Origin of the sequence: Vibrio alginolyticus NBRC 15630 = ATCC 17749 (genome assembly GCF_000354175.2) — a bacterium.
Taxonomy (GTDB): domain Bacteria; phylum Pseudomonadota; class Gammaproteobacteria; order Enterobacterales; family Vibrionaceae; genus Vibrio; species Vibrio alginolyticus.
In genome coordinates, this window is the sequence record NC_022349.1 from 3,030,352 (window position 1) to 3,054,105 (window position 23,754).

General features: G+C 44.2%; 18 protein-coding genes. 12 read left to right on the forward strand and 6 right to left on the reverse strand.

The window, feature by feature from the left end; translation table 11 throughout:
* Positions 1 to 9 precede the first annotated feature (9 nt).
* From recN to nadK, 3 genes are all read right to left on the reverse strand, one after another.
* Positions 10 to 1,674, reverse strand: a complete 1,665-nt coding sequence (recN, locus tag N646_RS13935) for a DNA repair protein RecN (protein ID WP_005383750.1) — start codon at positions 1,672 to 1,674, stop codon at positions 10 to 12.
* A 166-nt stretch (positions 1,675 to 1,840) separates the two neighbouring features.
* Positions 1,841 to 3,022: a DUF3103 domain-containing protein gene (locus tag N646_RS13940; RefSeq protein WP_017820586.1), complete on the reverse strand. Its 1,182-nt coding sequence runs from the start codon at positions 3,020 to 3,022 to the stop codon at positions 1,841 to 1,843.
* Positions 3,023 to 3,287: 265 nt separating this feature from the next.
* Positions 3,288 to 4,172, reverse strand: a complete 885-nt coding sequence (nadK, locus tag N646_RS13945; protein WP_005381631.1) for an NAD(+) kinase — start codon at positions 4,170 to 4,172, stop codon at positions 3,288 to 3,290.
* Positions 4,173 to 4,318: 146 nt separating this feature from the next.
* On the opposite strand from nadK, the gene grpE reads away from it, so the two are divergent.
* The 4 genes from grpE (at position 4,319) to dnaJ (ending at position 10,221) form a co-directional block, all read left to right on the forward strand.
* Positions 4,319 to 4,915, forward strand: coding sequence for a nucleotide exchange factor GrpE (gene grpE / locus N646_RS13950; protein WP_021034134.1), 597 nt, complete (start codon positions 4,319 to 4,321; stop codon positions 4,913 to 4,915).
* Between the two features lie 417 nt (positions 4,916 to 5,332).
* A complete protein-coding gene (locus N646_RS13955) occupies positions 5,333 to 6,607 on the forward strand; it encodes a dicarboxylate/amino acid:cation symporter (RefSeq protein WP_005381625.1) in 1,275 nt (424 codons plus the stop codon).
* 347 nt (positions 6,608 to 6,954) lie between these two features.
* Positions 6,955 to 8,868, forward strand: coding sequence for a molecular chaperone DnaK (gene dnaK, locus N646_RS13960; protein WP_005381623.1), 1,914 nt, complete (start codon positions 6,955 to 6,957; stop codon positions 8,866 to 8,868).
* A 204-nt stretch (positions 8,869 to 9,072) separates the two neighbouring features.
* Positions 9,073 to 10,221 carry a molecular chaperone DnaJ gene (dnaJ, locus tag N646_RS13965; RefSeq protein WP_005381620.1) on the forward strand — a complete coding sequence of 383 codons (1,149 nt, stop codon included), beginning with the start codon at positions 9,073 to 9,075 and terminating at the stop codon, positions 10,219 to 10,221.
* A gap of 69 nt (positions 10,222 to 10,290) precedes the next feature.
* Here dnaJ and N646_RS13970 read toward each other — a convergent pair whose 3' ends face one another.
* Complete coding sequence (locus N646_RS13970; RefSeq protein WP_017820588.1) at positions 10,291 to 10,722, reverse strand: type IV pilin protein; 432 nt, start codon at positions 10,720 to 10,722, stop codon at positions 10,291 to 10,293.
* Between the two features lie 103 nt (positions 10,723 to 10,825).
* On the opposite strand from N646_RS13970, the gene N646_RS13975 reads away from it, so the two are divergent.
* The 6 genes from N646_RS13975 to tadA all read left to right on the forward strand — a co-directional run bounded on the left by N646_RS13975 (position 10,826) and on the right by tadA (position 16,192).
* Positions 10,826 to 11,335, forward strand: a complete 510-nt coding sequence (locus tag N646_RS13975) for a GspH/FimT family pseudopilin (RefSeq protein ID WP_017820589.1) — start codon at positions 10,826 to 10,828, stop codon at positions 11,333 to 11,335.
* Entirely contained in the window at positions 11,316 to 11,933 is a 618-nt protein-coding gene (locus tag N646_RS13980; RefSeq protein WP_017820590.1) for a PilW family protein, read from the forward strand. Before N646_RS13975 ends, N646_RS13980 begins: the two co-directional genes overlap by 20 nt.
* Positions 11,930 to 13,183 (forward strand): hypothetical protein, encoded by a 1,254-nt coding sequence (locus N646_RS13985; RefSeq protein ID WP_017820591.1) that lies wholly within the window; start codon positions 11,930 to 11,932, stop codon positions 13,181 to 13,183. Before N646_RS13980 ends, N646_RS13985 begins: the two co-directional genes overlap by 4 nt.
* Positions 13,173 to 13,583, forward strand: coding sequence for a type IV pilus modification PilV family protein (locus tag N646_RS13990; protein WP_005381606.1), 411 nt, complete (start codon positions 13,173 to 13,175; stop codon positions 13,581 to 13,583). Before N646_RS13985 ends, N646_RS13990 begins: the two co-directional genes overlap by 11 nt.
* 288 nt (positions 13,584 to 13,871) lie before the next feature.
* A complete protein-coding gene (locus N646_RS13995) occupies positions 13,872 to 15,431 on the forward strand; it encodes an AbgT family transporter (protein WP_017820592.1) in 1,560 nt (519 codons plus the stop codon).
* Positions 15,432 to 15,643: 212 nt separating this feature from the next.
* Positions 15,644 to 16,192: a tRNA adenosine(34) deaminase TadA gene (gene tadA, locus N646_RS14000; RefSeq protein ID WP_017820593.1), complete on the forward strand. Its 549-nt coding sequence runs from the start codon at positions 15,644 to 15,646 to the stop codon at positions 16,190 to 16,192.
* Between the two features lie 588 nt (positions 16,193 to 16,780).
* Here the strand turns inward: tadA and mltF are convergent.
* Complete coding sequence (gene mltF, locus N646_RS14005; protein ID WP_031777268.1) at positions 16,781 to 18,358, reverse strand: membrane-bound lytic murein transglycosylase MltF; 1,578 nt, start codon at positions 18,356 to 18,358, stop codon at positions 16,781 to 16,783.
* 299 nt (positions 18,359 to 18,657) lie between these two features.
* Here mltF and purL point away from each other — a divergent pair, with 299 nt between their 5' ends.
* Together purL and N646_RS14015 are read left to right on the forward strand one after the other, a co-directional pair.
* A complete protein-coding gene (gene purL, locus N646_RS14010; RefSeq protein WP_017820595.1) occupies positions 18,658 to 22,551 on the forward strand; it encodes a phosphoribosylformylglycinamidine synthase in 3,894 nt (1,297 codons plus the stop codon).
* Between the two features lie 296 nt (positions 22,552 to 22,847).
* Entirely contained in the window at positions 22,848 to 23,156 is a 309-nt protein-coding gene (locus tag N646_RS14015) for a DUF3622 domain-containing protein (RefSeq protein ID WP_017820597.1), read from the forward strand.
* A gap of 90 nt (positions 23,157 to 23,246) precedes the next feature.
* On the opposite strand, the gene N646_RS14020 is transcribed toward N646_RS14015, so the two are convergent.
* Positions 23,247 to 23,687 (reverse strand): hypothetical protein, encoded by a 441-nt coding sequence (locus N646_RS14020; protein WP_017820598.1) that lies wholly within the window; start codon positions 23,685 to 23,687, stop codon positions 23,247 to 23,249.
* Between the last annotated feature and the right edge of the window lie 67 nt (positions 23,688 to 23,754).

Sequence of the window (23,754 nt, forward strand, 5' to 3'; positions counted from 1 at the left end):
GTCGATTTATTAAGCGGCGATAAGCAGTTCTTTTGCGTTTGCCAACGTTGAGTCGGTTATTTGACTACCACCAAGTAAGCGAGCTAATTCTGCCACACGTTGTTGTTCATCTAATGCGTGCATTTGGGTTTCGGTTTGGCCTGCTTTGGTTTGCTTAGCAACAAACATTTGTTGATGGCCGCATCCGGCAACTTGAGGGAGGTGAGTGACACACAATACTTGAGTAGATTCGCCAAGCTTGCGTAGCATTTTGCCCACTACGGCAGCTGTTGGGCCACTAATACCTACGTCCACTTCATCGAAGATTAAACTTGGTGTATCTACTTTCTGAGCGGTGATCACTTGGATAGCTAGAGAGATACGTGATAGCTCACCGCCTGACGCAACTTTTGCTATAGGTTGCAATGGTTGTCCCGGGTTGGTCGATACTAAGAAGCACACGCTGTCCATGCCAAGCGGCGATGGGTGCGTGTTGTCATTGCTAACTTCGATACTGAATACTGCTTTCTCCATGCTCAATTCGTGCATGCTTTGTGTGATCAGTTTGTTCAGTTCTTTTGCGTAACGGCTGCGTGATTTGTGCAGTTTTTCTGCTTGTGTTAGAAAGCTTTGGTACTTGTGTTCTACTTCTTGAGCAAGTTCATCTAAACGTTCATCGGAGCAATCTAACGCTTCTACTTGGGCCAGAAGATCTTGATGATGCTGGTAGAGTTCTTCTGGCATTACGTGGTGTTTACGAGCTACAGACATCACTTTAGAAAAACGTTCTTCTACATAAGCCATACGAGCTGGATCAACATCGATGCCATCTAAGTAGCTGCGTAATTCATTCTTCGTTTCTTCAAGTTGAATCATCGCTTCTGACAGCATGTTAGGTAGCTCAGATAGCTTTTCATCTAATTCGGCTAATTGAATTAGGGAGTGATTGGCCGATTGCAAAATACCAAGCGCATTGACTTCTTCACCTTCGTAAATAAGTTCGATGGCTTGCTGACAGGTAGTGGCGAGTTCACCACTGTTGGATAGTCGTTTATGCTCTTGCTCGAGCTCTGCAAATTCTTCTTCACCTAGCGATAACTCATTCAGTTCTTTGATTTGGTATTCAAGCAACTGTTTTTGCGCCTGGTTTTGCTGGCTATTTTCTTTTAGCTGCTTGAGGTTATTATCCGCCTGACGCCAATGCTGGTAAGCACTTCGTGTGCTTTTTAGTAGGTTTAAATGCCCAGCATATTGGTCGAGCATGGCCATTTGGTGCTCACTTTTCATCAATTGATGATGAGCGTGCTGCCCATGGATATTGATAAGTAGCTGCCCTAGAGATTTGAGTTGTGATAGTGGAACAGGGCTGCCATTAATGAAGGCTCTTGAGCGGCCTTCTTTTGTGATAATACGACGCAAAATACACTCACTGCCATCTAGCAGATCGTTATCTTCTAACCAACGTGTTGCATGTAAGTTGTTGTCCAATAAAAAAGCGGCGCTAACTTCGGTTTTCTCTTCACCTTGTCGCACCATGCCGGCATCGGCTCGTCCGCCTAAGCAGAGCCCTAAAGCATCGATAGCAATGGATTTACCCGCGCCTGTTTCACCTGTAATGGTGGTCATGCCCTTAGAAAGCTCGAGTTGTAAAGACTTAACAATCGCAAAGTTATTAACACTTAGATGAGCCAGCATTTTATTTACCTGTATAACTGAACAATACTGTATAAGAGAACAGTATATACTGTTTCTTTATACAGTAAAGTCAGGTAAGGAAAATTTTCTTTGTAGGCTGTTTTTTTGTGATGAAGTGGGAAAAATGAGCCGATGTGATTACAACGACTCATTAAAATTGAACAGGTTACGGACGAGTTGGGTTAATCGTTAGTGGTTCTAGTGTGACGACTGCATTCACACCTGCACCTGGGTGATCTACGTATGAAGTATCTTGCATTAGAGTGTAGTAAACGTCGACGAAGTCATCATCATTCGTGAGTACACCATCGGGGATAGTGTCGATGATCTTGTTCGTGATTTGCGGAATAATCGCGTAAGCCTGAACTTCTGGATCTGGAATCGCTTTCAATACTTCTTCGGCAACTTGAACAAGGAGTTTTGCCAATTGTTTATAGTCTGTGCCGTCATCTTGCTCCATGAGCACAATGTCTGCCGCACCCCAGCGGTAACGAGACCAGTGAATAATGATCTGATTCGGATAGTAATCTTGGTTATCGTAGTCTAAGTATGGAAGCTCCACCAAATCGAGAGTAGGTTCATCACGACTTGGATTGACGCCCGTTACGATAGCGTAGATTTCTGCCTTGCCAGAGATCCAAGGTTCTTTGTCATCGGCTAGACGGATCTTTTTCAACTGCGTGGTTTGAATTGGAGCCGCTTCGCTATTTGACAATAGCGGTGTATTTTGGCGTTGTTCATCAGCAATATATGGTTGAACTAAAGCTGGTTGACCGAGTTTTTTCATCTCAGCTTGCATAGCTTGCAAGCCTGCTTTTAGCTCTGCAGAGCTATTGTTATCAACGACAAGCACAGGTACCTCAGGGAGCTGGTAAACATCGAGTTGATGGATGTTGCCATAAACATCAAATGCTTCGATGTATTGCCAATTCTCATCATCACCACTTGGTTCAAATGCAAATAATGGCTCGACCTCGCCACTTTGCCATGCTGTTATCATGGCTTCATTTGCCAAGCGAACTTCTAACAACTGATCTGAGTATTCAGAAATACCTTTCCAGCTACGAATTTGAGTGTCAGCTTGTACAAGCTGGCGGCTGAACTCTGAGTTAGGGTTTTGCTTAACAAATGCTGATACAGAAACGTTAGTCTGTTGCGGAGTAATATCTCTTCTCAGCATGGGTTCAATGGCAGCATAATTCTCACTCAATTGTTGAGCTAGGGCCCGTTTCGTCTTAGTGATATCTTCCGCTTTTGCGTTGGACACACTGTTGACTTGCGTTTCCTCTGATTGGCAGCCAATAAGTGCTAATGTACTGAGAACAGACAGAATGATGGTTTTCTTCATAATATGTCCTTTATTGATTGTATGAAATAGAGTTAATACTCTATTCATGGTGAGAATATCACCGGACATAGATCATTGAATTTGCTTTTCTATCTTTTGTGTAAAGTTTGCCCACAGGATCAAAATTTATAAGCTTCTCTTTAATGATGACAAATATCGTGTCGCCTCACTACTTTGTGTCTATTTCTTGTCTAAGAAAGCCAAAAGCCAGTAGCAATTGAGCTGCTGGCTTTTTTATTGAAGTTATTACCCTGAGTAACAAGTGTTAGAACAATTTACTAGACCAGCCAAGCTTATTCCGTAAGACGTGATAGTAGCTGTAGTCTTTTGGATGGATGAGCTTTAGTACATTTGGACTTTGATAGATGTGAATTTCGTCGCCAGGGGTAACTGGAAGTGAGACTTGTCCATCACAGCTAACTTCTTGTGTTCCACGGTTTTCTGGTGATACCACCAATTTAATTCGACGTTTTCCATCAACCACCAAAGGTCGACTCGACAATGTATGAGGGAACATTGGCACGAGTGAAATGGCATTCAAGCTAGGAGAAAGAATTGGGCCGCCGCCAGAAAGTGAATATGCCGTCGAGCCAGTCGGAGTGGAGACAATCAAACCGTCGGCCCGTAAAGAGAAGGCGAAGCTTTCATCAATATACACTTCAAATTCAATCATATGAGCAATTTGCCCTGGGTGAAGTACGGCTTCGTTTAGCGCAGCGTTATGGCTCTTTATTTGTCCGTGGCGGTGTACTTCCGCCTCTAAAAGAAAACGCTCCTCTTCAATGTACTCACCGTCGAGTACCGCTTGCAGAGACGCTTGGAAGTCGTCTGGGTTCAAGTCAGTTAAGAAGCCCAAATTTCCGCGGTTCACGCCTATAACTGGTACATCAAATCGGGATAAAATTCTTGCTGCACCTAGCATGTTGCCATCGCCACCAACCACAATGGCTAGATCGGCATTTTTTCCTAGTTCAACTAAGCTAGCAAACTGACTCTGTGGGATATCATCCAGTATTGCGGCAAGGCGATCGTCAATGAATACTTTATAGCCCTCAGAGGTCAACCATTGGTACAACTCTTTATGAGTTTGAATTGCTTGTTGATCTCTTGGTTTTCCGATAATCGCGATCACGTTACATGGATTTTTCATAGCATTTCCGCATTAAAGAGGCTTGAATCAGGAATCTTCATCCCCATAATAATGGCAAGTCACCTAAATATGCGAATTTTTATGTGGTTAAAGCCCGCAAAAACGCGCATGGCTTTAAGGGCATTATGTTGAATTCTGGAGATATCATGAGCAACGAAGAAAACAAAGTTACAGAAGAAGAGCTTGATCAAATCATCGAAGAGGCTGAAAAAGTAGAAGCTGAAGCACAAGAAGTTGAAGCTGAGCTTGAAGAGCTTGGTGATGAGACAGACGCTAAGATTGCTCAACTAGAAGCGGCACTATTGTCTAGCGAGGCAAAAGTAAAAGAGCAACAAGATGCGGTGTTGCGTTCTAAAGCTGAAGTAGAAAACATGCGTCGTCGCACTGAGCAAGAGATCGATAAAGCACGTAAGTTTGCGTTGAACAAGTTTGCAGAAGAGCTGCTTCCTGTTATTGATAACCTAGAGCGTGCAATTCAAGCGGCAGATACAGAGAATGAAACTGTGAAGCCGTTCCTAGAAGGCGTTGAACTAACCCATAAAACGTTTGTAGACGTTGTCGCGAAATTTGGCTTGAAAGCAATCAACCCTGAAGGTGAAGCATTCAATCCAGAGTTCCATCAAGCGATGTCGATTCAGGAGAGCCCTGATCATGAATCAAACACTGTTATGTTTGTTATGCAAAAAGGTTACGAACTAAACGGTCGTGTGATTCGTCCGGCAATGGTAATGGTTGCTAAGTAACTTTAACTCCCTGTTTTTTAAATATAAAAGCGCCCATCATTTTTGATGGGCGCTTTTTTGTTTTAAACATAAATGACTGCATCGAACTTCGTTGTATATCGATAAATGAAAATTTGATCCCCTTCATATTTTTTCCTATTGGTTAATTATTTTCCTATAGGAGATTTTCTCTCATCTCGCTGCGTGTTTATTAACGGAAAGGGCTATAAGTGATTGTAATCATTCGCTGTGTGAATGTTTGTTCTGCATAGGAATGTAAATATAGTCATTTTTTCTAAAACAATTTCGTTAACAAAAATGTAAATTATCACTTTATTTTGTAACTTCGGTGTGTATGATTTGCGACTAATGCTTTAAAAGTAAGCATATATAACTACAAAAATGTAAATAGTAAACACAGCATATCGGAGATTTATAATGGATAAATCGCTTTCTAGTAAGATTTTTATAGGCTTGTTTGCCGGCCTTGTGCTGGGGACAGCAATTCAGTACTTATTTAGCGGTATTGCGATTTTTGATACATACCTACTTGGAGCAGCAGAAGGTGTTGGCGGCATGTTCGTCTCACTGATCAAATTGCTTGTTGTTCCTTTAGTTTACGTTTCAATCGTATGCGGCATTGTTGACTTGAAAGATATCAGTGCATTTGGTCGTCTTGGTGGAAAAACTTTTACCCTTTACATTCTTAACACCATCATTGCGATTACGGCGGCTTTGACTGTCGGCTTGATCTTCCAGCCAGGAGCGGGCGCTAATCTAGCAGGAACGGTATCTGAGGCTGTACAGCTGACAACGACAGAGACGCCGGACATTTTCTCTTTAGTTGTTAACATTGTTCCTAGCAATCCTGTACAAGCGTTTGCTAGCGGCGACATGCTGCAAATCATCTTTATGGCAATTTTGACGGGGCTTGCAATTCAAGCTTTGGATTCTCGTGGTGGCCCAGCTATTCGCACATTCAAAATGGCAAATGAAATCATGATGAAATTGGTTGGATTAGTGATGAGTCTTGCACCATATGGTGTGTTCGCACTAATGATTCAACTAGGTGCAACGCTAAACGCCAATACATTAATGTCCGTTGCCGGTTACGTGGCTTTGGTGGTTGCGATGTTGGTGTTTTGGATCTTCTTCTTCTACCCAATGGCAGTGAGTATTGCGACAGGAACTTCTCCAAAGACTTTCCTACGTGCAACTCGTGAGCAGATTCTTTTTTCTCTATCTACCGCGAGCTCAAACGCGACTATCCCGGTAACGATGCGCACACTGACAGAAAAGCTTCAGGTCTCTAAATCGGTTGCTGGCTTCGGTGTACCACTGGGCGCAACGATGAATATGTCTGGTGTGTCTATCTATATTGCTCTAGCAACGATGTTTGTTGCGAACGCTTTTGGCCAGCCAATTAACACCGCAGACATCTTCACACTTGGCTTAACTATTCTTCTGTTATCTATTGGTGCTGGCGGCGTTCCTGGGGGCGGCGTGGTAATGGTAGGCGTTTTGCTTCACCAACTGGGTTTACCACCTGAAGGTTTAGCAATCATTGCAGCGGTCGACCGTATTAATGATATGTTCTGTACATCATCTAACGTTGTCGGCGACACGGCAGTGAACACCATTGTTGCAAAAACAGAAGGTGAGATAGGTAAAGAAGAAGGTGTTGATGCTGAGCCTGCTCAAGCGAACGCCTAATACCTTGAATCATTTATTTTAACCCTAATATTGAAGCGAGCTCTTATGAGCTCGTTTTTTATTTAGGAAGAGTCGGACATAAATAAATTTATCTGGGAAATGACGTTTTGTTGCGCTACAGCAGTGTGACGAGTTCCCAACTAATCAGAAAGAAACACATAAATTTCGAAAAAAGACGCTTTTTTTTAATTCTGCCCTTGAAAAGCATTTTGCCGCCCTTATCTATGTGGCATAGAGAAGCAAACATTGATTATTTTTGTTTGTGAGCAAGGGTTGAAACCCGATTCTCCTCCCCCCACATTGGGGTTATAACCAAACGAAAATAGAATTTATTCGGAGATAGCCAGATGGGTAAAATCATTGGTATTGACTTAGGTACTACTAACTCATGTGTTGCTGTATTAGACGGCGACAAACCACGTGTAATTGAAAACGCAGAGGGCGAACGTACTACTGCATCGGTTATTGCTTACACTGACGGTGAGACGCTAGTAGGTCAACCAGCGAAACGTCAAGCAGTAACTAACCCAGAAAACACGCTATTTGCAATTAAGCGTCTAATCGGTCGTCGTTTTGAAGACGAAGAAGTTCAGCGTGACATCGAAATCATGCCTTACAAAATCGTTAAGGCTGACAACGGTGATGCTTGGGTAGAAGCGAAAGGCCAAAAAATGGCAGCTCCTCAGGTTTCTGCTGAAGTTCTTAAGAAAATGAAGAAAACTGCTGAAGACTTCCTTGGTGAGGAAGTAACTGGCGCAGTTATCACAGTACCTGCTTACTTTAACGATGCTCAGCGTCAAGCGACAAAAGATGCTGGCCGTATCGCAGGTCTAGAAGTTAAACGTATCATCAACGAACCAACAGCAGCTGCGCTAGCTTACGGTCTTGATAAGAAAGGCGGCGATCGCACTATCGCGGTATACGACCTTGGTGGTGGTACATTCGATATTTCAATCATCGAAATCGATGAAGTTGAAGGCGAGAAAACATTCGAAGTTCTAGCAACTAACGGTGATACTCACCTAGGTGGTGAAGACTTTGATAACCGTCTAATCAACTACTTGGTTGATGAGTTCAACAAAGAGCAAGGCATCAACCTTAAAAACGACCCACTAGCAATGCAGCGTGTTAAAGAAGCAGCAGAGAAAGCGAAAATCGAGCTTTCTTCTACTTCTCAAACAGACGTAAACCTACCTTACGTTACTGCAGATGCAACTGGTCCTAAGCACATGAACATTAAAGTGACTCGTGCAAAACTAGAATCTCTAGTTGAAGACCTAGTACAACGCTCTCTTGAGCCATTAAAAGTAGCTCTAGCTGACGCTGACCTATCAGTAAACGACATCACTGACGTAATCCTAGTTGGTGGTCAGACTCGTATGCCAATGGTTCAAGCGAAAGTTGCTGAGTTCTTTGGTAAAGAAGCGCGCCGTGACGTAAACCCTGACGAAGCAGTAGCAATGGGTGCTGCAGTTCAAGGTGGTGTACTTGCTGGTGACGTTAAAGACGTACTACTACTAGACGTAACTCCACTGTCTCTAGGTATCGAGACAATGGGTGGCGTGATGACTAAGTTAGTTGAGAAGAACACAACTATCCCAACTAAAGCGAACCAAGTTTTCTCTACAGCGGAAGACAACCAGAGCGCGGTAACTATCCACGTTCTACAAGGTGAGCGTAAGCAAGCGATGTACAACAAGTCTCTAGGCCAATTTAACCTAGAAGGCATCCAGCCTGCACCACGTGGTATGCCACAAATCGAGGTTACGTTTGACCTTGATGCGGATGGTATCCTACACGTGTCTGCGAAAGACAAGCAGACTGGTAAAGAGCAGAAGATCACTATTCAAGCTTCTGGCGGTCTAAGCGATGAAGACATCGAGAAAATGGTTCAAGAAGCAGAAGCTAACAAAGAAGCGGACAAGAAGTTCGAAGAGCTAGCGACTGCACGTAACCAAGCTGACCAAATGATTCACGGTACTCGTAAGCAAGTAGAAGAAGCTGGTGAAGCGCTACCTGCAGAAGAGAAAGAGAAGATTGAAGCAGCAATTTCTGAGCTAGAAACAGCACGTAAAGGCGAAGACAAAGAAGCTATCGATGCTAAAGTTCAAGCACTAATGACTGCTTCTCAAAAGCTGATGGAAATCGCTCAACAACAAGCTCAAGCGCAGCAAGCACAAGGTGCTGACGCAGGTGCACAGTCTAAAGAAGACGACGTTGTAGATGCTGAGTTCGAAGAAGTTAAAGACGACAAGAAATAATATTTCTTAACCAGATGGCTGCATAGCCATCTGGGGTCGATAAGACTTCGTGTGCGGGCGTTTGGGGCAACTCTTACGCCCGTCTGTTTGTAAACGCTGTCTTTCTAGTTAAGTATGTTGCAGACAAGTGCACTTACCTAGAACGATACAAACACCAAGCGGTGAATCGATGCCGTTTGTAGTAATTAACTGGTGACGAAGAACATGTCAAAACGTGATTTTTACGAAGTATTAGGCGTAAGCCGTGATGCCTCAGAGCGCGATATCAAAAAGGCGTATAAGCGTCTAGCGATGAAATTCCACCCAGACCGAAACCAGGGTGATGATTCTGCGGCGGACAAGTTTAAAGAAGTAAAAGAAGCGTACGAAGTTCTGACCGACCCTCAAAAGAAAGCGGCGTACGACCAATACGGTCATGCAGCTTTTGAACAAGGCGGCGGTGGTTTCGGTGGCGGCGGCTTTGGCGGCGGCGGTGCTGATTTCGGCGACATCTTTGGCGATGTATTCGGTGACATCTTTGGTGGTGGTCGTCGTGGCGGTGGTGGCCACCGTGCCCAGCGAGGTGCTGACCTACGTTACAACATGGAATTGACGCTAGAAGAAGCGGTTCGTGGTGTAACGAAAGAGATCGAAGTACCGACACTAGTACACTGTGATACCTGTGATGGTAGTGGCGCGAAGAAAGGTTCATCTGCTGAAACATGTGGTACCTGTCATGGTCATGGTCAAGTACAGATGCGCCAGGGCTTCTTCGCAGTGCAACAAACCTGTCCTACCTGTCACGGCAAAGGTAAAATCATTAAAGACCCTTGTAATGAGTGTCATGGTCAAGGTCGTAAGCAGAAAACAAAAACACTTAACGTTAAGATCCCAGCAGGTGTTGATACTGGCGACCGTATTCGTCTATCTGGCGAAGGTGAAGCGGGAGAAATGGGAGCACCAGCGGGTGACTTGTATGTACAAGTGCACGTGAAAGAGCACCATATCTTCGAGCGTGATGGCAACAACCTATACTGTGAAGTGCCAGTAAGCTTTGCGATGGCAGCTCTAGGTGGTGAAGTTGAAGTACCAACCCTAGATGGTCGCGTAAGCCTAAAAGTGCCTTCAGAAACGCAAACAGGTCGTATGTTCCGTATGCGTGGTAAAGGTGTGAAAGGCGTTCGCGGTGGCGGTGTTGGTGATCTTATTGTTAAGTTGGTTGTTGAAACACCAGTAAACCTAAGCTCACGCCAAAAAGAACTGCTCAAAGAGTTTGAAGAGTCTTGTGGTGGTGAAGCGGCGACAAAGCACAAGCCTAAATCAGAAGGCTTTTTCAACGGTGTGAAAAAGTTCTTTGATGATTTAACCAGCTAAGACGTTAGTGAAAAGCACAAATACAAAGGCCTGCTAAAATGCAGGCCTTTTTGCATCTCGGTGTTCTTCCTAATTCCAGCAATCACTTGGTTCTTCGACATTTGTTGACGTTAAAGTAATCGTTTTAGAACCAGTCAAGCACTCGTCGTCGTCTTGTCCCAGAGCCGATTTTGCTGTTGCTGTAATGGTATAGGCCGTACTTGCAGAGCTCGCAATATCGAAAGAAAATCTATTTGTGTCTGAGTCACATAGAGTGCATGTGCCTCCAGAGAGAATATGACTCCAGTCGTACCCACCATCATAAGATGTCTCTAGCTCTAGCTGAATTCGACTAAGATCGCTCAAGGCAACCGTCCTATGAGACTTGATTACATGATTAGTGTAAGAGGGGTATGCGACTGCAGCAATGATCCCGACAATCACTACAGCTACCAGTAATTCGATCAATGTCATCCCTCTCAATCCTTTTTTGTAGCCGTTACAACGAGAAATTCGAATCATCACGAGTAGTTTCCTTTTCACTTTTCCGCCTATTTTTGGCAGGTGATAGCATCTGTGCAAGATGAATTACGGCCCTTTTGCCGTTTACATAGGAATTTGGGAAATGCCTCGCGGGTTTACGTTGTTGGAGCTTCTTATTACTGTTGCTGTACTGAGTATTATATTGGCGTTTGCAGCTCCAAGCTTTAGCCGTGTTTCACAAACTGTGCAAATGCAGCGATTAGCAACTGAATTAGCTGGTTTTCTAAGCCAAAGTAAGTCCGAGGCGGTAATGAGAAATCAAAAATTATATATTCATTTCTCTATGGCTAAAAACGTCGTTGTCAGTCAAGGTGCATGGTCTCTACAGTTAACTAACTCGTCTAGCGGCTCTGGGGGCGTAATTTTAAGCCTTTCCGGCTCTGCCTACTCTGAATTATCTTTGAAGCACAGCTACGAGAATCAAAAAATAAGCTTCGATGAGGTCCGTGGACGACCCCAAGGAGGAAATATAGAGTTTTTCCCAACTAATGCTCAAAACATAAAACTACAAGCAAAGCTCTCCAACCCTCCCGGAAGGATAAAAATTTGTAGTAACTCTGGAGCTAAGTTATATGATTACCGTCAGTGCTAACAAACGCTATCAAATAGGTAGCTCTTTAATCGAATTGATGATTAGTTCTTTAATTGGGTTAATTGTCCTTAGTGTAGTGGGCTCTATATTCTTGAGTTTACAAAAAACAGCAAAGGAAAAAAGCTTAGGGCTAAATTTATTGCAAGGTCTGAATATCACTTTATCTGTTATGAAAGAAGATATTCAAAGAGCAGGTTATGATGGTGGGAACGGTAGTTCACTCAAATTATCCGGAGCTACAGGAACCATAATGCTGAGCGGCGCCTCTTCTGTAGGGCTTGTGTATTTTAAAGAGGACTCAGCTGCCAATGAAGACTATCGAAATATTAAGTATGAGAAGAGAGATACTCGGTTTTTTATATGTGAAAAAGGTGTTGTGTCTCAAACACAAATATTATCTTTTGATGGTATAGATTTTTGTCGTTCTCTATTTGATGATGATATTTTCCAAGTTACCCAATTCACCGTTAGTTCAGAAACAGTGACTAATGGAGGAAATGTAAGTTCGGTCACGAGCGTTAAGTTAGGTTTGAAAACGATTGATGGAGCCTTTAGTGAAGTTGCGGAGTTTTCTATCAAACAAAGGAATTGGCAATGACATCTAAATATAGCTATTCCGGTTATACCACTTTGCTTGTGACTTCTATACTTTTATTACTTGCTTTAATTGCATCATTAGCATCATCCAAAGGTGTATTTTTTCAAATAAAAGTTGCGCAAAACGAAATAAAATCTCGACAAGCACATTGGTTAGCGGAAGGAGGTGTTGAATGTGCATGGGCGCAATTTAGAGTTAATAATATTGTACCAGCCGTAATAACAGATTGTGGCTCAGGGCTTTGGACGATTCCGAGTTTTACGAGTACTTCCAATGGGTATTTGGTTACTTCTAATGTTGGATTTACAAGCATTAGTAAGGAGATTATTTTGGGAGGTAACTTGAGTTATGGTGCAATGCAGTCTAGTGCAGACATTTATTTTCATTCTAGTGCAACGTTCTCTACTCCAGACCCAGGGGAATTGAGCAGCGATGGGTGGGAGTGTATTGCGTTAAGGTATAAAAAGCGCTTTTACTCCTCTTCAGTTGATAATAAAGGCGTAATTCATGGAGAGTCTCCCTATGCCGATTTTAACAACCCTACAAATAAAGATTGTGCAAACACGACGGCAAACCGTCATCTCTCATCTAGTGTTGGCGGGGTTGATGCTGGTGATGATTTTACTCAAGATACAGATTTAAAGCCATTTGAATCCTTCTTTGGAGTAAAGGCTGAAGAGCATAACGATGTCCGAGATAATGGTGTATTTCATGTTATGACGGGCTCAGTGGCTGATGGTATACCTAATTGTGGTGCTGCTTTAACAGCAGAAATTCAGTCAGGGAAGCATCATTTATGGGTGGAAGGGAGCTGTGAAATCAAGCAATCGGAATACAATGATTTAGTGAATGCTACATCATCGACCAATGGCGTAACAGTGCTCATTCATGATGGTCTTTTCTCCGTGATGGGACCACCGAGCTCCGGCGCTACATCAAATAAGTTTAAAGGGGTCTTGTTTCATTTCAATCATGATTATACCCCGACAACAGCGGATTGGGTTGGGTTCGAAGCCAATGCTCACCTAAATCATGTGCCAAGTGTTGTTGAAGACTCATACAGGACAATAGCTTCTTATTATCAGCATGGTTCTTTTACGGTATCTGGTGGTCAATATTTTGATAGTGAAGATCAGGCAGCGGTTTTCTTCGATTCTTTGGACTTTAGATACAATAAAGATGTGATAGACAATTCAAGGAATGCGCATGCAATTCCTAGATGGAAAAAAGGCTCCTGGAATGATCTCTAAACAAAAAGGTTTTAACCTTCTTGAAGTTCTAATTTCTTTTCTACTTATAGGTGTTGGGGCACTAGGTTTAACTAAGCTAAACGTGTATTTAGAACGCGAATCCGAATATGCCATAAAAAGTATTGAAGCACTTCGTCTAGCAGAAAACCAGCTCGAATGGTTCCGGACGCGTGGTGCTTCTGCGGCGATGTCTACCATCACACCTGCAAATTTTGCTTCTATTGCAACAGGCTCTTCTGTTACTGGATCTTATGTCGTCGAGTGGGAAGTTCCAGCTGCCACGGTTTCAGGAACACTGAAAACTATCACCATTACCTCTAGCTGGAAGGATAGAATTGGCGAGACGCGATCAGTGCAGCTTAAAACGATGATCTCACAATACAGTGAATTCGAAAACTAAGTTCAATTGCATACATGGGCTGGGACAAATGCGGGTGTAATTCCTGTTTAATACCGGATTTGTCACGGTTAATAAATAGTTTTTGAACTGTTAATTGAGTTGATGTGCTACTGTTTTTATTATGTTTAATTGAAGTGGTGTTTTTGCAAAATATGTCTCCAATTATGAAAAAAAATCTAGAACCTTGTGCTTTCTCCATTAGTGTTTACTAGAATACTCGTTGGATAGTAGGTCGTTATAATTATTCAAATAGGCCTTGGCACCAACATCATTCACTATGGAGTTACCATGAGTAACCAAGCTGTAAATAAGGCACCATCATCGAAGCCGAGCGGGATGGAGCGCTTTTTAAACTTTATCGAGAGGACAGGTAACAAAATTCCTGATCCTGCGATTTTGTTCTTCTGGGCATTGATCATTACTTGGGCGGCGTCAGCACTTTTGTCGAATGTATCATTCGATCTTCCAAACCCTCGAACGGGCGAAGCTCTTAGTATCACCAACTTACTTACGGGCGAAGCGCTAGCAAGTTTCCTTGCTAACATGGTGACGACGTTTACTGGCTTTGCGCCACTGGGTATCGTACTTGTCGCAATGCTAGGTGTGGGTGTTGCAGATTCTTCGGGCTTTATTACGACGGGTCTTAAGAAGATGCTGAACTTCACGCCAGCTAAGCTTCTTACTCCAATGCTTATTTTGGTTGCCATTGTATCGCATACTGCGGCAGATGCAGGCTATGTTCTGGTTATTCCTCTTGGCGGTATTATCTTCCATGCGGCAGGTCGTCACCCTTTAGCAGGTATTGCGGCAGCATTTGCAGGTGTATCTGGTGGCTTCTCTGCAAACTTTATCCCTTCAGGTATCGATCCGCTATTGGCTGGCTTTACGCAAACTGCGGCGCAGGTTCTTGATCCTGAATATGTGGTTAACCCATTAGCGAACATCTTCTTCACTGGCCTATCCTCTATCATTATTGTGGGGATTGGTTGGTACGTGACAGAGAAAATCATCGAGCCTCGTTTATCAAAAATGCCAATTGATGATGATGCGGAAACCGCGCCAAACCTAGGTTCATTTACTGAACTGGAATCAAAAGCATTCCGTTATGCAGGTTGGGCAATGATGGCGGGTATTGCTTTACTTGTTGCAGCGTTAATTCCAGAAACATCAGCACTTCGCTCGCCTGAAGGTGAAATTACTGCCTTCTCAGCACCGATAATGAAGTCTATCGTGCCGTTGATCTTTATTCTGTTTATCATTCCTGGTTACGTTTACGGTAAAGTGTCTGGAACGTTCAAGACCAGCAACGACATTATCAAAGCGATGGCTGATACTATGTCAACCATGGGCGCATACATTGTTATGTCGTTCTTCTGTGCTCAGTTCCTATCTGCATTTGCTCAGTCAAACATCGGTACGATGCTAGCGTTGTATGGCGCAGAAGGCTTAAAAGCGATGAACCTACCAGGTGAAGTGACCATCATCGGTATGATCCTTCTAACCGCGTCTGTAAACCTACTTATTGGTTCGGCATCGGCAAAATGGGCTTTAATTGGTCCAATCCTAGTGCCAATGCTAATGGCGGTTGGTATCTCGCCTGAGCTGTCTCAGGCGGCTTACCGTGTGGGTGACTCTGTATCGAACATCATTTCGCCTCTAATGGTATTTTTCCCTCTTGTTGTGGTTTACTGTCAGCGTTATGTGAAGTCGGCTGGTATCGGTACGCTTGCGTCACTAATGATGCCATTCTCGATCGCAATGCTGATCGGTTGGTCTATCTTCCTAGTTGCTTATTGGATGGTAGGTATCCCGCTAGGCATTCAAGCTCCTTACACTTACACAATGTAAAAACGTGTAGGGTGTGAAAGCCGCTAATTGGCAGCCAAAAAGCGCAGGTCTTCGATCTGCGTTTTTTTGTTCTCGTAAAACGAACATCGATAGGTCTTGTAACTAGTTTTTTGGAGTTGCAGACTTTGTCCCGTGATGTGTTGCTGTAGTGAAACCGAAGTTGGTGATAAAATTCCTGACTTCAATCGTTTTTTGTTTCTTTGGAGCCTCCTTTGTCTAACCATCCGTTTTCCCCTCAAGATGAATTGTTTATGCGCAGAGCGATGGAGCTTGCTGAGCAAGCAGAAGCTGAGGGGGAAGTACCTGTTGGCGCAGTGCTTGTCAAAGATGGTGAAATTATCGCTGAGGGGTGGAATCGCTCTATTGGTACTAATGACGCTACCGCACATGCTGAGATCCAAACGCTGCGTAAAGCAGGCCAAAAGCTAGAAAATTACCGCCTTCTGGATACGACGTTATATGTAACACTTGAGCCATGCCCAATGTGTGCCGGAGCCTTATTGCATAGCCGCGTTAAGCGGGTTGTTTTTGGAGCGCCAGATTTAAAAGCTGGAGCAGCAGGAACAGTGCTTAATTTGTTTGAAAGTCAAGCCGCTTACCATTACGCCTTAATTGAAAAGGGGCTGCTAGAAGATGAGTGCCGTACTCAGCTACAAGCGTTTTTTAAGCGCCGCCGAAAGGAAATTAAAGCGAAGAAGCAAGCACAAAAAGCATTAGAAAATGGAGAGAGCGAACAAGGTAGTAGGAGTTGTGAGGGCTAGCAAACACCTACAACGTGGTAGATGTTTGCTTGGACGCACTAGTGATTGACTAAATGTACAAAAACACGATTACGTGAACTTACTTTCTTTTTCATACATGTCAGTTTACGTTTACGTCGGATAGCAGCTACTGTGTTATTTAAACGCTTTGACTGCACTCTACGTCTTCTCATATTCAAAACCTCCTGCAGACAAGACTTTTACCAGTAAAGTGCGGCTCATCGATGCTTGGCAATAGGCTCGATAATCGCACTAAACATTGTATGGTTTAAACGTTCTTCATTTGACTTCTGCATTGCACAGAGCCAGCAAACAATTTCAATACGATGCTTAATAATAGGAGTGACGTTATTTCGGCAGAGTGTAGCCGAAAGCGCCGCTTCATCAAGTGAGCTAAACCATGTGGTTGTAAAGTAATCTGTTACAAAGCAATCAGTTTTACTAACGATGAAGAAAAGGCGACCAACCAAAGGAATGGTTGAGTGTGGTTGGTGTCACTCAGAATATTGGAGTCTAGATAAGTTTTCGTTAGGACTCAACAAAAATGACGAGCTTCATAGGCTCGTCATTTTTTAGTTTACCGCGGGTTTATTCTTCAATGCTTTCTTGTTCGGTGTCTTCTTCAACCGTGACGTCAGAAGCGCCAGAGACTTGTTCTACGACGGTCTCTACTGCGCCCGATATCAAAATGTCGGGGTTGAGCGGCGGAATCACTTGCAAGTCATCGCTATTCTCATCAATCGCTGGCTGTTGGCTGACATGACCAATGATGGATTGGTAGTAACGTCGAATATTTTCTACGTAATTACGCGCTTCATCGCCTCTGGCGTACCCATAGCGAGTTTGGCTGTAATAGCGCTTCTGACGCAGTAAAGGCAGCCTATCTTTTACATCGGCCCAAGCGTTCGGATCGCCACCTTGTGCTTTGGTGAGTCGTCGTGCGTCCATCATGTGGCCGTAACCAATATTGTATGAAGCTAACGCAAACCATATTTTTTCATGCTCGTTGATGCTATCAGGCACGCGACCTACAATGCGACGTAAGTACTCGACACCACCACGAACAGATTGCTCAGGGTCTAAACGGTTTGTTACCCCGACGCTTTTCGCTGTTGGCAGAGTAAGCATCATCATCCCCCTAACACCCGTTGGCGATTTTGCTGTTGGTTTCCAATGTGACTCTTGATAAGCCAATGCTGCAATTAAGCGCCAGTCGAACTCTTCGCTGTATTTTTGGAATAAAGGTGCCCATTTAGGCAATTTGTCATCCAGAGCTCGAATGAATGCGCGAGTATCAACGTAGTCAAATGCTTCAATATGACCAATGTACTTTTCTTCGAGGGTGGACAGTTCTCCTGATTGTTTGATGTTACCGAAAAACTCTATCAGCATCGCATACAAACTTTCGTCTTCAGAGCGTCGAGTAAACCAAGATACTGGTTGATCTTCTGTAAGTTCAAACGCGAGCGCAAGATCGGGGTAAAGGCGTTGAGCAAGGGAAAGTTCCACCGAATCAGTCACAGTAAAACGTAACTCACCCGTCGATACGTATTTGAGTAAGTCTCTCGTGTCAGCATCACCAACAATTTCAAACTGAAGTTCTGGATACTGCTTCTTTAACGCTGTTAGGGTCGGAACATATTGCGATTGTTCAACGATCTTTAATGTTTGAGCGCCTGCATTTGTATCTTCGTCGGACTCGTCGTCTTTCGAGGCTTGGTATTCAATGAGTTGTTCGATATCACGTGGTCGAAGTTGCCCTTTTTTATATACCACTTGTTGGCTTACATAATAATAGGCAGGGCCTGGTCTAAATCGTTTGACTGCTTGTGACGTTTGATTTAAACCCGTAGCGATGATATCGATATCTCCTTTCTTAAGAGCAGGAAAAAGCTCAGCCTGGCGAAAGGCTGGTTTAATCTCGAGTTTGACGCCGAGCTGCTCCGCAAACTGACGCGCCAATTCGTAATCCAACCCTGCGGGACCATCGGGACCTATGTAGTAGGAAAGCTGATTGTTTAGCGTGCCAACACGAAGCACACCACGTTCTTGAATTTTTTCAAATTCACTTTTGGGCTCCGACTCAATCTGGCAAGCAGAGAGTAAAAGAACAGAAACTAAAATTAGAGCACTGCGCTTGAGCCGGTTGAAGTGACTTATTTGCATTAATAGGTACATCTTGGAAAATTTCTATTTGCCTTTATATCAAAGCGAGCTCATGGGGCAAAGTGAATCACACACTTATAACGTGACATTGTGTGTTTTATCGACATTTTAGTTGTAATTCAAATTTGACAAAAAAAATGACGCAAACGGTTGCTTTTGGTGTTACATCACAAAAACAATTACTATATAATGCGCTCGCAATGACGAGGTGGAATCGGCATAGGTTCGACAGGGCTTATTTTAAGTGTCTGAATTTATTCCAATATCACCTTAATCAATTGCATAAGAGACCTAAGCACATGAGAATTTTGCGTGGCTCCCCAGCTCTTTCTGAGTTTCGTGTTAATAAACTACTGGAACTTTGTCGTGAACAAGATCTGCCTGTAACTGGCATTTATGCCGAGTTTATGCACTTTGCCGATCTAAAGTCAGACCTTGATGACCAAGAGTTAGAAAAACTTGAAAAGTTACTAACTTACGGCCCAACCATCGAAGAGCATGAGCCTGAAGGTCTTCTACTTCTTGTCACGCCTCGTCCTGGCACTATCTCGCCTTGGTCTTCTAAATCTACCGATATCGCTGTTAACTGTGGTCTGGATAAAGTGAAACGTCTAGAGCGTGGTACGGCTTATTATGTCGAATCTTCAGTTGTTCTATCAGAAGCTCAAGCTGACGCTGTTAAAGCGTTAATTCACGACCGTATGATGGAAACAGTATTCACAGAATTTGAAGCCGCATCAGCATTATTTACTGTTGCAGAGCCTAAGCCTGTCGCACATGTTGATATCTTAGCTGGCGGTCGTCTTGCGCTTGAAGAGGCAAACGTTTCCCTTGGCTTGGCACTCGCAGAAGATGAAATTGATTACTTGGTAGAGAACTTTACTAAGCTTGGGCGTAACCCAAACGACATTGAATTGATGATGTTTGCTCAGGCGAACTCAGAGCATTGTCGCCACAAAATTTTTAACGCAGATTGGACTATCGACGGGGTAGATCAACCTAAGTCTTTGTTCAAAATGATCAAAAACACTTTTGAAACGACACCTGACTATGTGCTGTCTGCATACAAAGACAACGCAGCCGTTATGACAGGTTCTAAAGCGGGGCGTTTTTTCCCTGACCCTAAATCTCGTCAATACACGTACCACCATGAAGATACGCACATCTTGATGAAGGTAGAAACGCACAACCACCCAACGGCAATCTCTCCGTGGCCGGGCGCATCGACTGGCTCAGGCGGTGAAATTCGTGACGAAGGCGCGACGGGTATCGGCGGTAAGCCAAAAGCGGGTCTGGTTGGTTTTACAACCTCTAACTTACGTATTCCTGGTTTTGAACAGCCATGGGAAACCGACTTCGGCAAGCCGGGTCGTATTGTGAATGCGTTAGACATCATGCTTGAAGGTCCTCTTGGCGGCGCGGCATTCAACAACGAATTTGGTCGTCCAAATCTATTGGGTTACTTCCGTACTTACGAAGAAAAAGTCACTTCTCATGCGGGTGAAGAAATTCGTGGTTACCACAAACCAATCATGATTGCTGGTGGTATGGGTAACATCCGCGATGAACACGTACAGAAGAAAGAGATCCCTGTAGGTGCGAGCCTAATCGTACTTGGTGGTCCGGCAATGAACATCGGTCTTGGTGGTGGTGCGGCATCTTCCATGGCATCTGGTCAGTCAGCAGAAGATCTGGACTTCGCTTCGGTACAGCGTGAAAACCCAGAGATGGAACGTCGCTGTCAGGAAGTGATCGACCGTTGTTGGCAGTTAGGCGACGATAACCCAATCGCATTTATCCACGATGTGGGTGCAGGCGGTATCTCTAACGCATTGCCTGAACTTGTCGACGACGGTGAGCGTGGCGGTAAGTTCCAATTACGCGATGTACCAAACGATGAGCCGGGCATGAGCCCACTGGAAATCTGGTGTAACGAATCACAGGAACGTTACGTTCTAGCGGTAGCGCCAGAAAACATGGAAGCATTCGACGCAATCTGTAAGCGTGAACGCGCACCGTATGCAGTGGTGGGTGTAGCGACAGAAGAGCGTCATCTAACGCTAGAAGATTCTCACTTCGACAATACGCCGATCGATATGCCAATGGATATCCTGCTTGGTAAGCCACCGAAGATGCACCGCGACGCAACCACACTAAAAGTGGAAAGCCCTGCCATTGTTCGTGATGGTATTGAGCTTAATGAAGCGGTGGATCGCGTACTTCGTCTTCCTGCTGTTGCAGAAAAAACATTCCTAATTACTATCGGTGACCGAACAGTAACGGGTCTGGTTGCTCGTGATCAAATGGTTGGTCCTTGGCAGGTACCAGTAGCAAACTGCGCAGTAACAGCGGCAAGCTACGACACTTACCATGGCGAAGCAATGTCGATGGGTGAGCGCACGCCAGTGGCATTACTAGACTTTGGTGCATCGGCTCGCCTAGCAGTTGGTGAGTCACTAACGAACATTGCGGCAACAGACATCGGTGATATTAAACACATTAAACTGTCTGCGAACTGGATGTCTCCAGCGGGTCACCCAGGTGAAGATGCGGGTCTTTACGAAGCAGTGAAAGCGGTGGGTGAAGAACTGTGTCCTGCTTTAGGTTTGACTATCCCAGTTGGTAAAGACTCTATGTCGATGAAAACCAAGTGGGAAGAAAACGGCGAGAGCAAAGAAGTCACATCTCCACTGTCGCTAGTTATCACGGCATTTGGTCGTGTGGAAGACGTACGTAAGACCGTGACTCCACAACTACGCACTGACAAAGGAAATACTTCTCTAGTTCTTGTTGACTTGGGTAACGGCAAAAACCGCTTAGGTGCGACAGCATTGGCACAAGTATACAAACAGCTGGGTGACAAACCTGCTGACGTAGATAATGCAGAGCAGCTAAAAGGCTTCTTTGATGCAATGCAAGCGTTAGTACGTGATGACAAGCTAGTGGCTTACCACGATAAAGGCGACGGCGGTCTGTTTGTTACACTGGCTGAGATGGCATTCGCGGGTCACTGTGGCGTAAAAGCGAACATCGCAGAGCTGGGTGACGATGCGCTGGCCGTTCTATTTAACGAAGAGCTAGGTGCGGTTGTTCAAGTTAAGAATGATGATCTAGATTCAGTTCTATCTACTCTGGCGGCAAACGGCTTAGAGGCATGCTCACATGTGATTGGTTCTGTTGAAGCTTCAGACGACTTTGTTATCACTTCTGGTGATGCAGTTGTGCTTGAACGTTCACGTACCGAACTACGCGTTATCTGGGCTGAAACAACGCATAAGATGCAAAGCCTACGTGATAACCCAGCGTGTGCAGACCAAGAGCACGAAGCTAAGAAAGACAACTCTGACCCGGGTCTAAACGTTAAGCTCAGCTTCGACGTAAATGAAGACGTTGCAGCACCGTACATTGCGAAAGGTGCTAAACCTAAGATGGCAATTCTACGTGAGCAGGGCGTTAACTCCCACGTCGAAATGGCAGCAGCGTTTGACAGAGCAGGCTTTGAAGCAACCGACATCCATATGAGCGATATCCTAACAGGCCAAGCGGTACTGGATGAATACCATGGCCTAGTAGCTTGTGGTGGCTTCTCTTACGGCGACGTACTAGGTGCGGGTGAAGGTTGGGCTAAGTCTATCCTGTTTAACGCACAAGCTCGTGAACAGTTCCAAGCCTTCTTCAACCGTGAAGAGACGTTCTCTTTAGGTGTATGTAACGGTTGTCAGATGCTATCAAACCTGAAAGAGCTGATCCCAGGTGCAGACTTGTGGCCACGTTTTGTGCGCAACGAATCTGAGCGTTTTGAAGCGCGCTTTAGTCTAGTTGAAGTTCAGAAATCTGATTCTGTATTCTTCGACGGCATGGCTGGTTCGCGTATGCCAATCGCGGTTTCCCACGGAGAAGGACGTGTAGAAGTACGTGATGCAGAGCACCTAGCAGCGATTGAAGCATCAGGTACGGTTGCGGTTCGTTACGTGGATAACCTCGGTAACCCAACACAACAATACCCGAACAACCCGAATGGTTCGCCAAACGCGATTACCGGTTTAACAACAGCAGACGGTCGCGTAACTATCATGATGCCTCACCCAGAGCGCGTATTCCGCACAGTTGCAAATTCTTGGGCTCCGGAAGGTTGGGGTGAAAATGGCGCTTGGATGCGTATGTTCCAAAATGCCCGTAAGAATATCGGTTAATTAACCAAAGGTTAATGTAGCTTAAGTAAAGCGTTGGTTGAGAGACCAGCGCTTTCTTTTTTCTTATCACTCTTTTTTTCTTCGTCGCTCTTTCTAGTGACTTGGCGAAACGTTGCTTTGTTCTGCCTCTTCTTTGTCATCTATTATCTAGCGTAAAAAACTTGCAGCGTTTAGATTACTTTTATGCTCTAATACCGCGCTTACCAAGGGATGGTGTTAAACAGCTCAGCTTAGATGGAGTTATCAAGTTGACCGAATCCCTGATTGATCCCTAAATCCCTTAGGAAATGAAAGAAATGTCTAAGAATCCAAAATTTGCTATCCGCGTCACTGAAAAACGTAACGGCTGGAGCGCAGAAATCACTCGCCAAGTGACATCTCGTAAGACTGTAGTATCAAAGCGTGAAACAGGCTTTGACAGCGAAGAGAAAGCACAAGCTTGGGCTGAACAAGAACTGGCTGGATTTATCCAAAACCAAGTGGTTCGTAACGAGCGTAAAGCAGCGCAACGTCAAGAGCGTGAAGCAGAACAACTAGCGGCAAAAGTTCGTAAAGAAGAAGCCCGCAAAGCACATGAAACCGAAGTAGACACTGACGAAGAATAAGTTTAAATCGGTGAGATGGTGACGTTACCCATCAAACAAATAGTGAAAATGCCCTGAGTTTTGTCTCAGGGCATTTTTTATTTATATCGGCTAAAAACAATCCGATGATACGGACAGGCTAAACGTGCCGTCTTCAGGGGCTGCAAATTGTTTATTGCCAGGAAGAAGGTGAGGGTTATTAGCATAAGTGCGATTTGTCGATTTGACCTTTGCAGAATGTCTTTCCGGTAAATCAAAGTGTTGTAAGCCGTCAGATAGATCGTTTGCTTCACCGTAGTCGAAATGTGTTGCGACGTCTTTGGGCTGCTTGGCGTAACGACAGTGATCCGGCTTACCATCTTCGTGCCAAGTTAAAGAGTTAGTTTTTGCATCTAGATTCAGGTTATTTGCTGTTGGCTGTGCGTAAAAATCTTCTGAAACTTGGTGCTTGCTTTGTTCTTGTAAGTAGTCTGCAATGTTCTCAGAAGCTTGCGCTAGGCTACCTACAGGGAAGAAGCAAATCAGAAGAAGCCGTGTTTTTAGATTGTTCATAATGTGTATGCAAGCAAAAGGAAATGATAATACTGATAAATAAAACGGCGTGCAATTATGGCCATTG

Bases quoted from the DNA above. Each gene is read 5' to 3' on its own strand.
- recN (WP_005383750.1), bottom strand. From the start codon at position 1,674: ATGCTGGCTCATCTAAGTGTTAATAACTTTGCGATTGTTAAGTCTTTA.
- N646_RS13940 (WP_017820586.1), bottom strand. From the start codon at position 3,022: ATGAAGAAAACCATCATTCTGTCTGTTCTCAGTACATTAGCACTTATT.
- nadK (WP_005381631.1), bottom strand. From the start codon at position 4,172: ATGAAAAATCCATGTAACGTGATCGCGATTATCGGAAAACCAAGAGAT.
- grpE (WP_021034134.1), top strand. From the start codon at position 4,319: ATGAGCAACGAAGAAAACAAAGTTACAGAAGAAGAGCTTGATCAAATC.
- N646_RS13955 (WP_005381625.1), top strand. From the start codon at position 5,333: ATGGATAAATCGCTTTCTAGTAAGATTTTTATAGGCTTGTTTGCCGGC.
- dnaK (WP_005381623.1), top strand. From the start codon at position 6,955: ATGGGTAAAATCATTGGTATTGACTTAGGTACTACTAACTCATGTGTT.
- dnaJ (WP_005381620.1), top strand. From the start codon at position 9,073: ATGTCAAAACGTGATTTTTACGAAGTATTAGGCGTAAGCCGTGATGCC.
- N646_RS13970 (WP_017820588.1), bottom strand. From the start codon at position 10,722: ATGATTCGAATTTCTCGTTGTAACGGCTACAAAAAAGGATTGAGAGGG.
- N646_RS13975 (WP_017820589.1), top strand. From the start codon at position 10,826: ATGCCTCGCGGGTTTACGTTGTTGGAGCTTCTTATTACTGTTGCTGTA.
- N646_RS13980 (WP_017820590.1), top strand. From the start codon at position 11,316: ATGATTACCGTCAGTGCTAACAAACGCTATCAAATAGGTAGCTCTTTA.
- N646_RS13985 (WP_017820591.1), top strand. From the start codon at position 11,930: ATGACATCTAAATATAGCTATTCCGGTTATACCACTTTGCTTGTGACT.
- N646_RS13990 (WP_005381606.1), top strand. From the start codon at position 13,173: ATGATCTCTAAACAAAAAGGTTTTAACCTTCTTGAAGTTCTAATTTCT.
- N646_RS13995 (WP_017820592.1), top strand. From the start codon at position 13,872: ATGAGTAACCAAGCTGTAAATAAGGCACCATCATCGAAGCCGAGCGGG.
- mltF (WP_031777268.1), bottom strand. From the start codon at position 18,358: ATGCAAATAAGTCACTTCAACCGGCTCAAGCGCAGTGCTCTAATTTTA.
- purL (WP_017820595.1), top strand. From the start codon at position 18,658: ATGAGAATTTTGCGTGGCTCCCCAGCTCTTTCTGAGTTTCGTGTTAAT.
- N646_RS14015 (WP_017820597.1), top strand. From the start codon at position 22,848: ATGTCTAAGAATCCAAAATTTGCTATCCGCGTCACTGAAAAACGTAAC.
- N646_RS14020 (WP_017820598.1), bottom strand. From the start codon at position 23,687: ATGAACAATCTAAAAACACGGCTTCTTCTGATTTGCTTCTTCCCTGTA.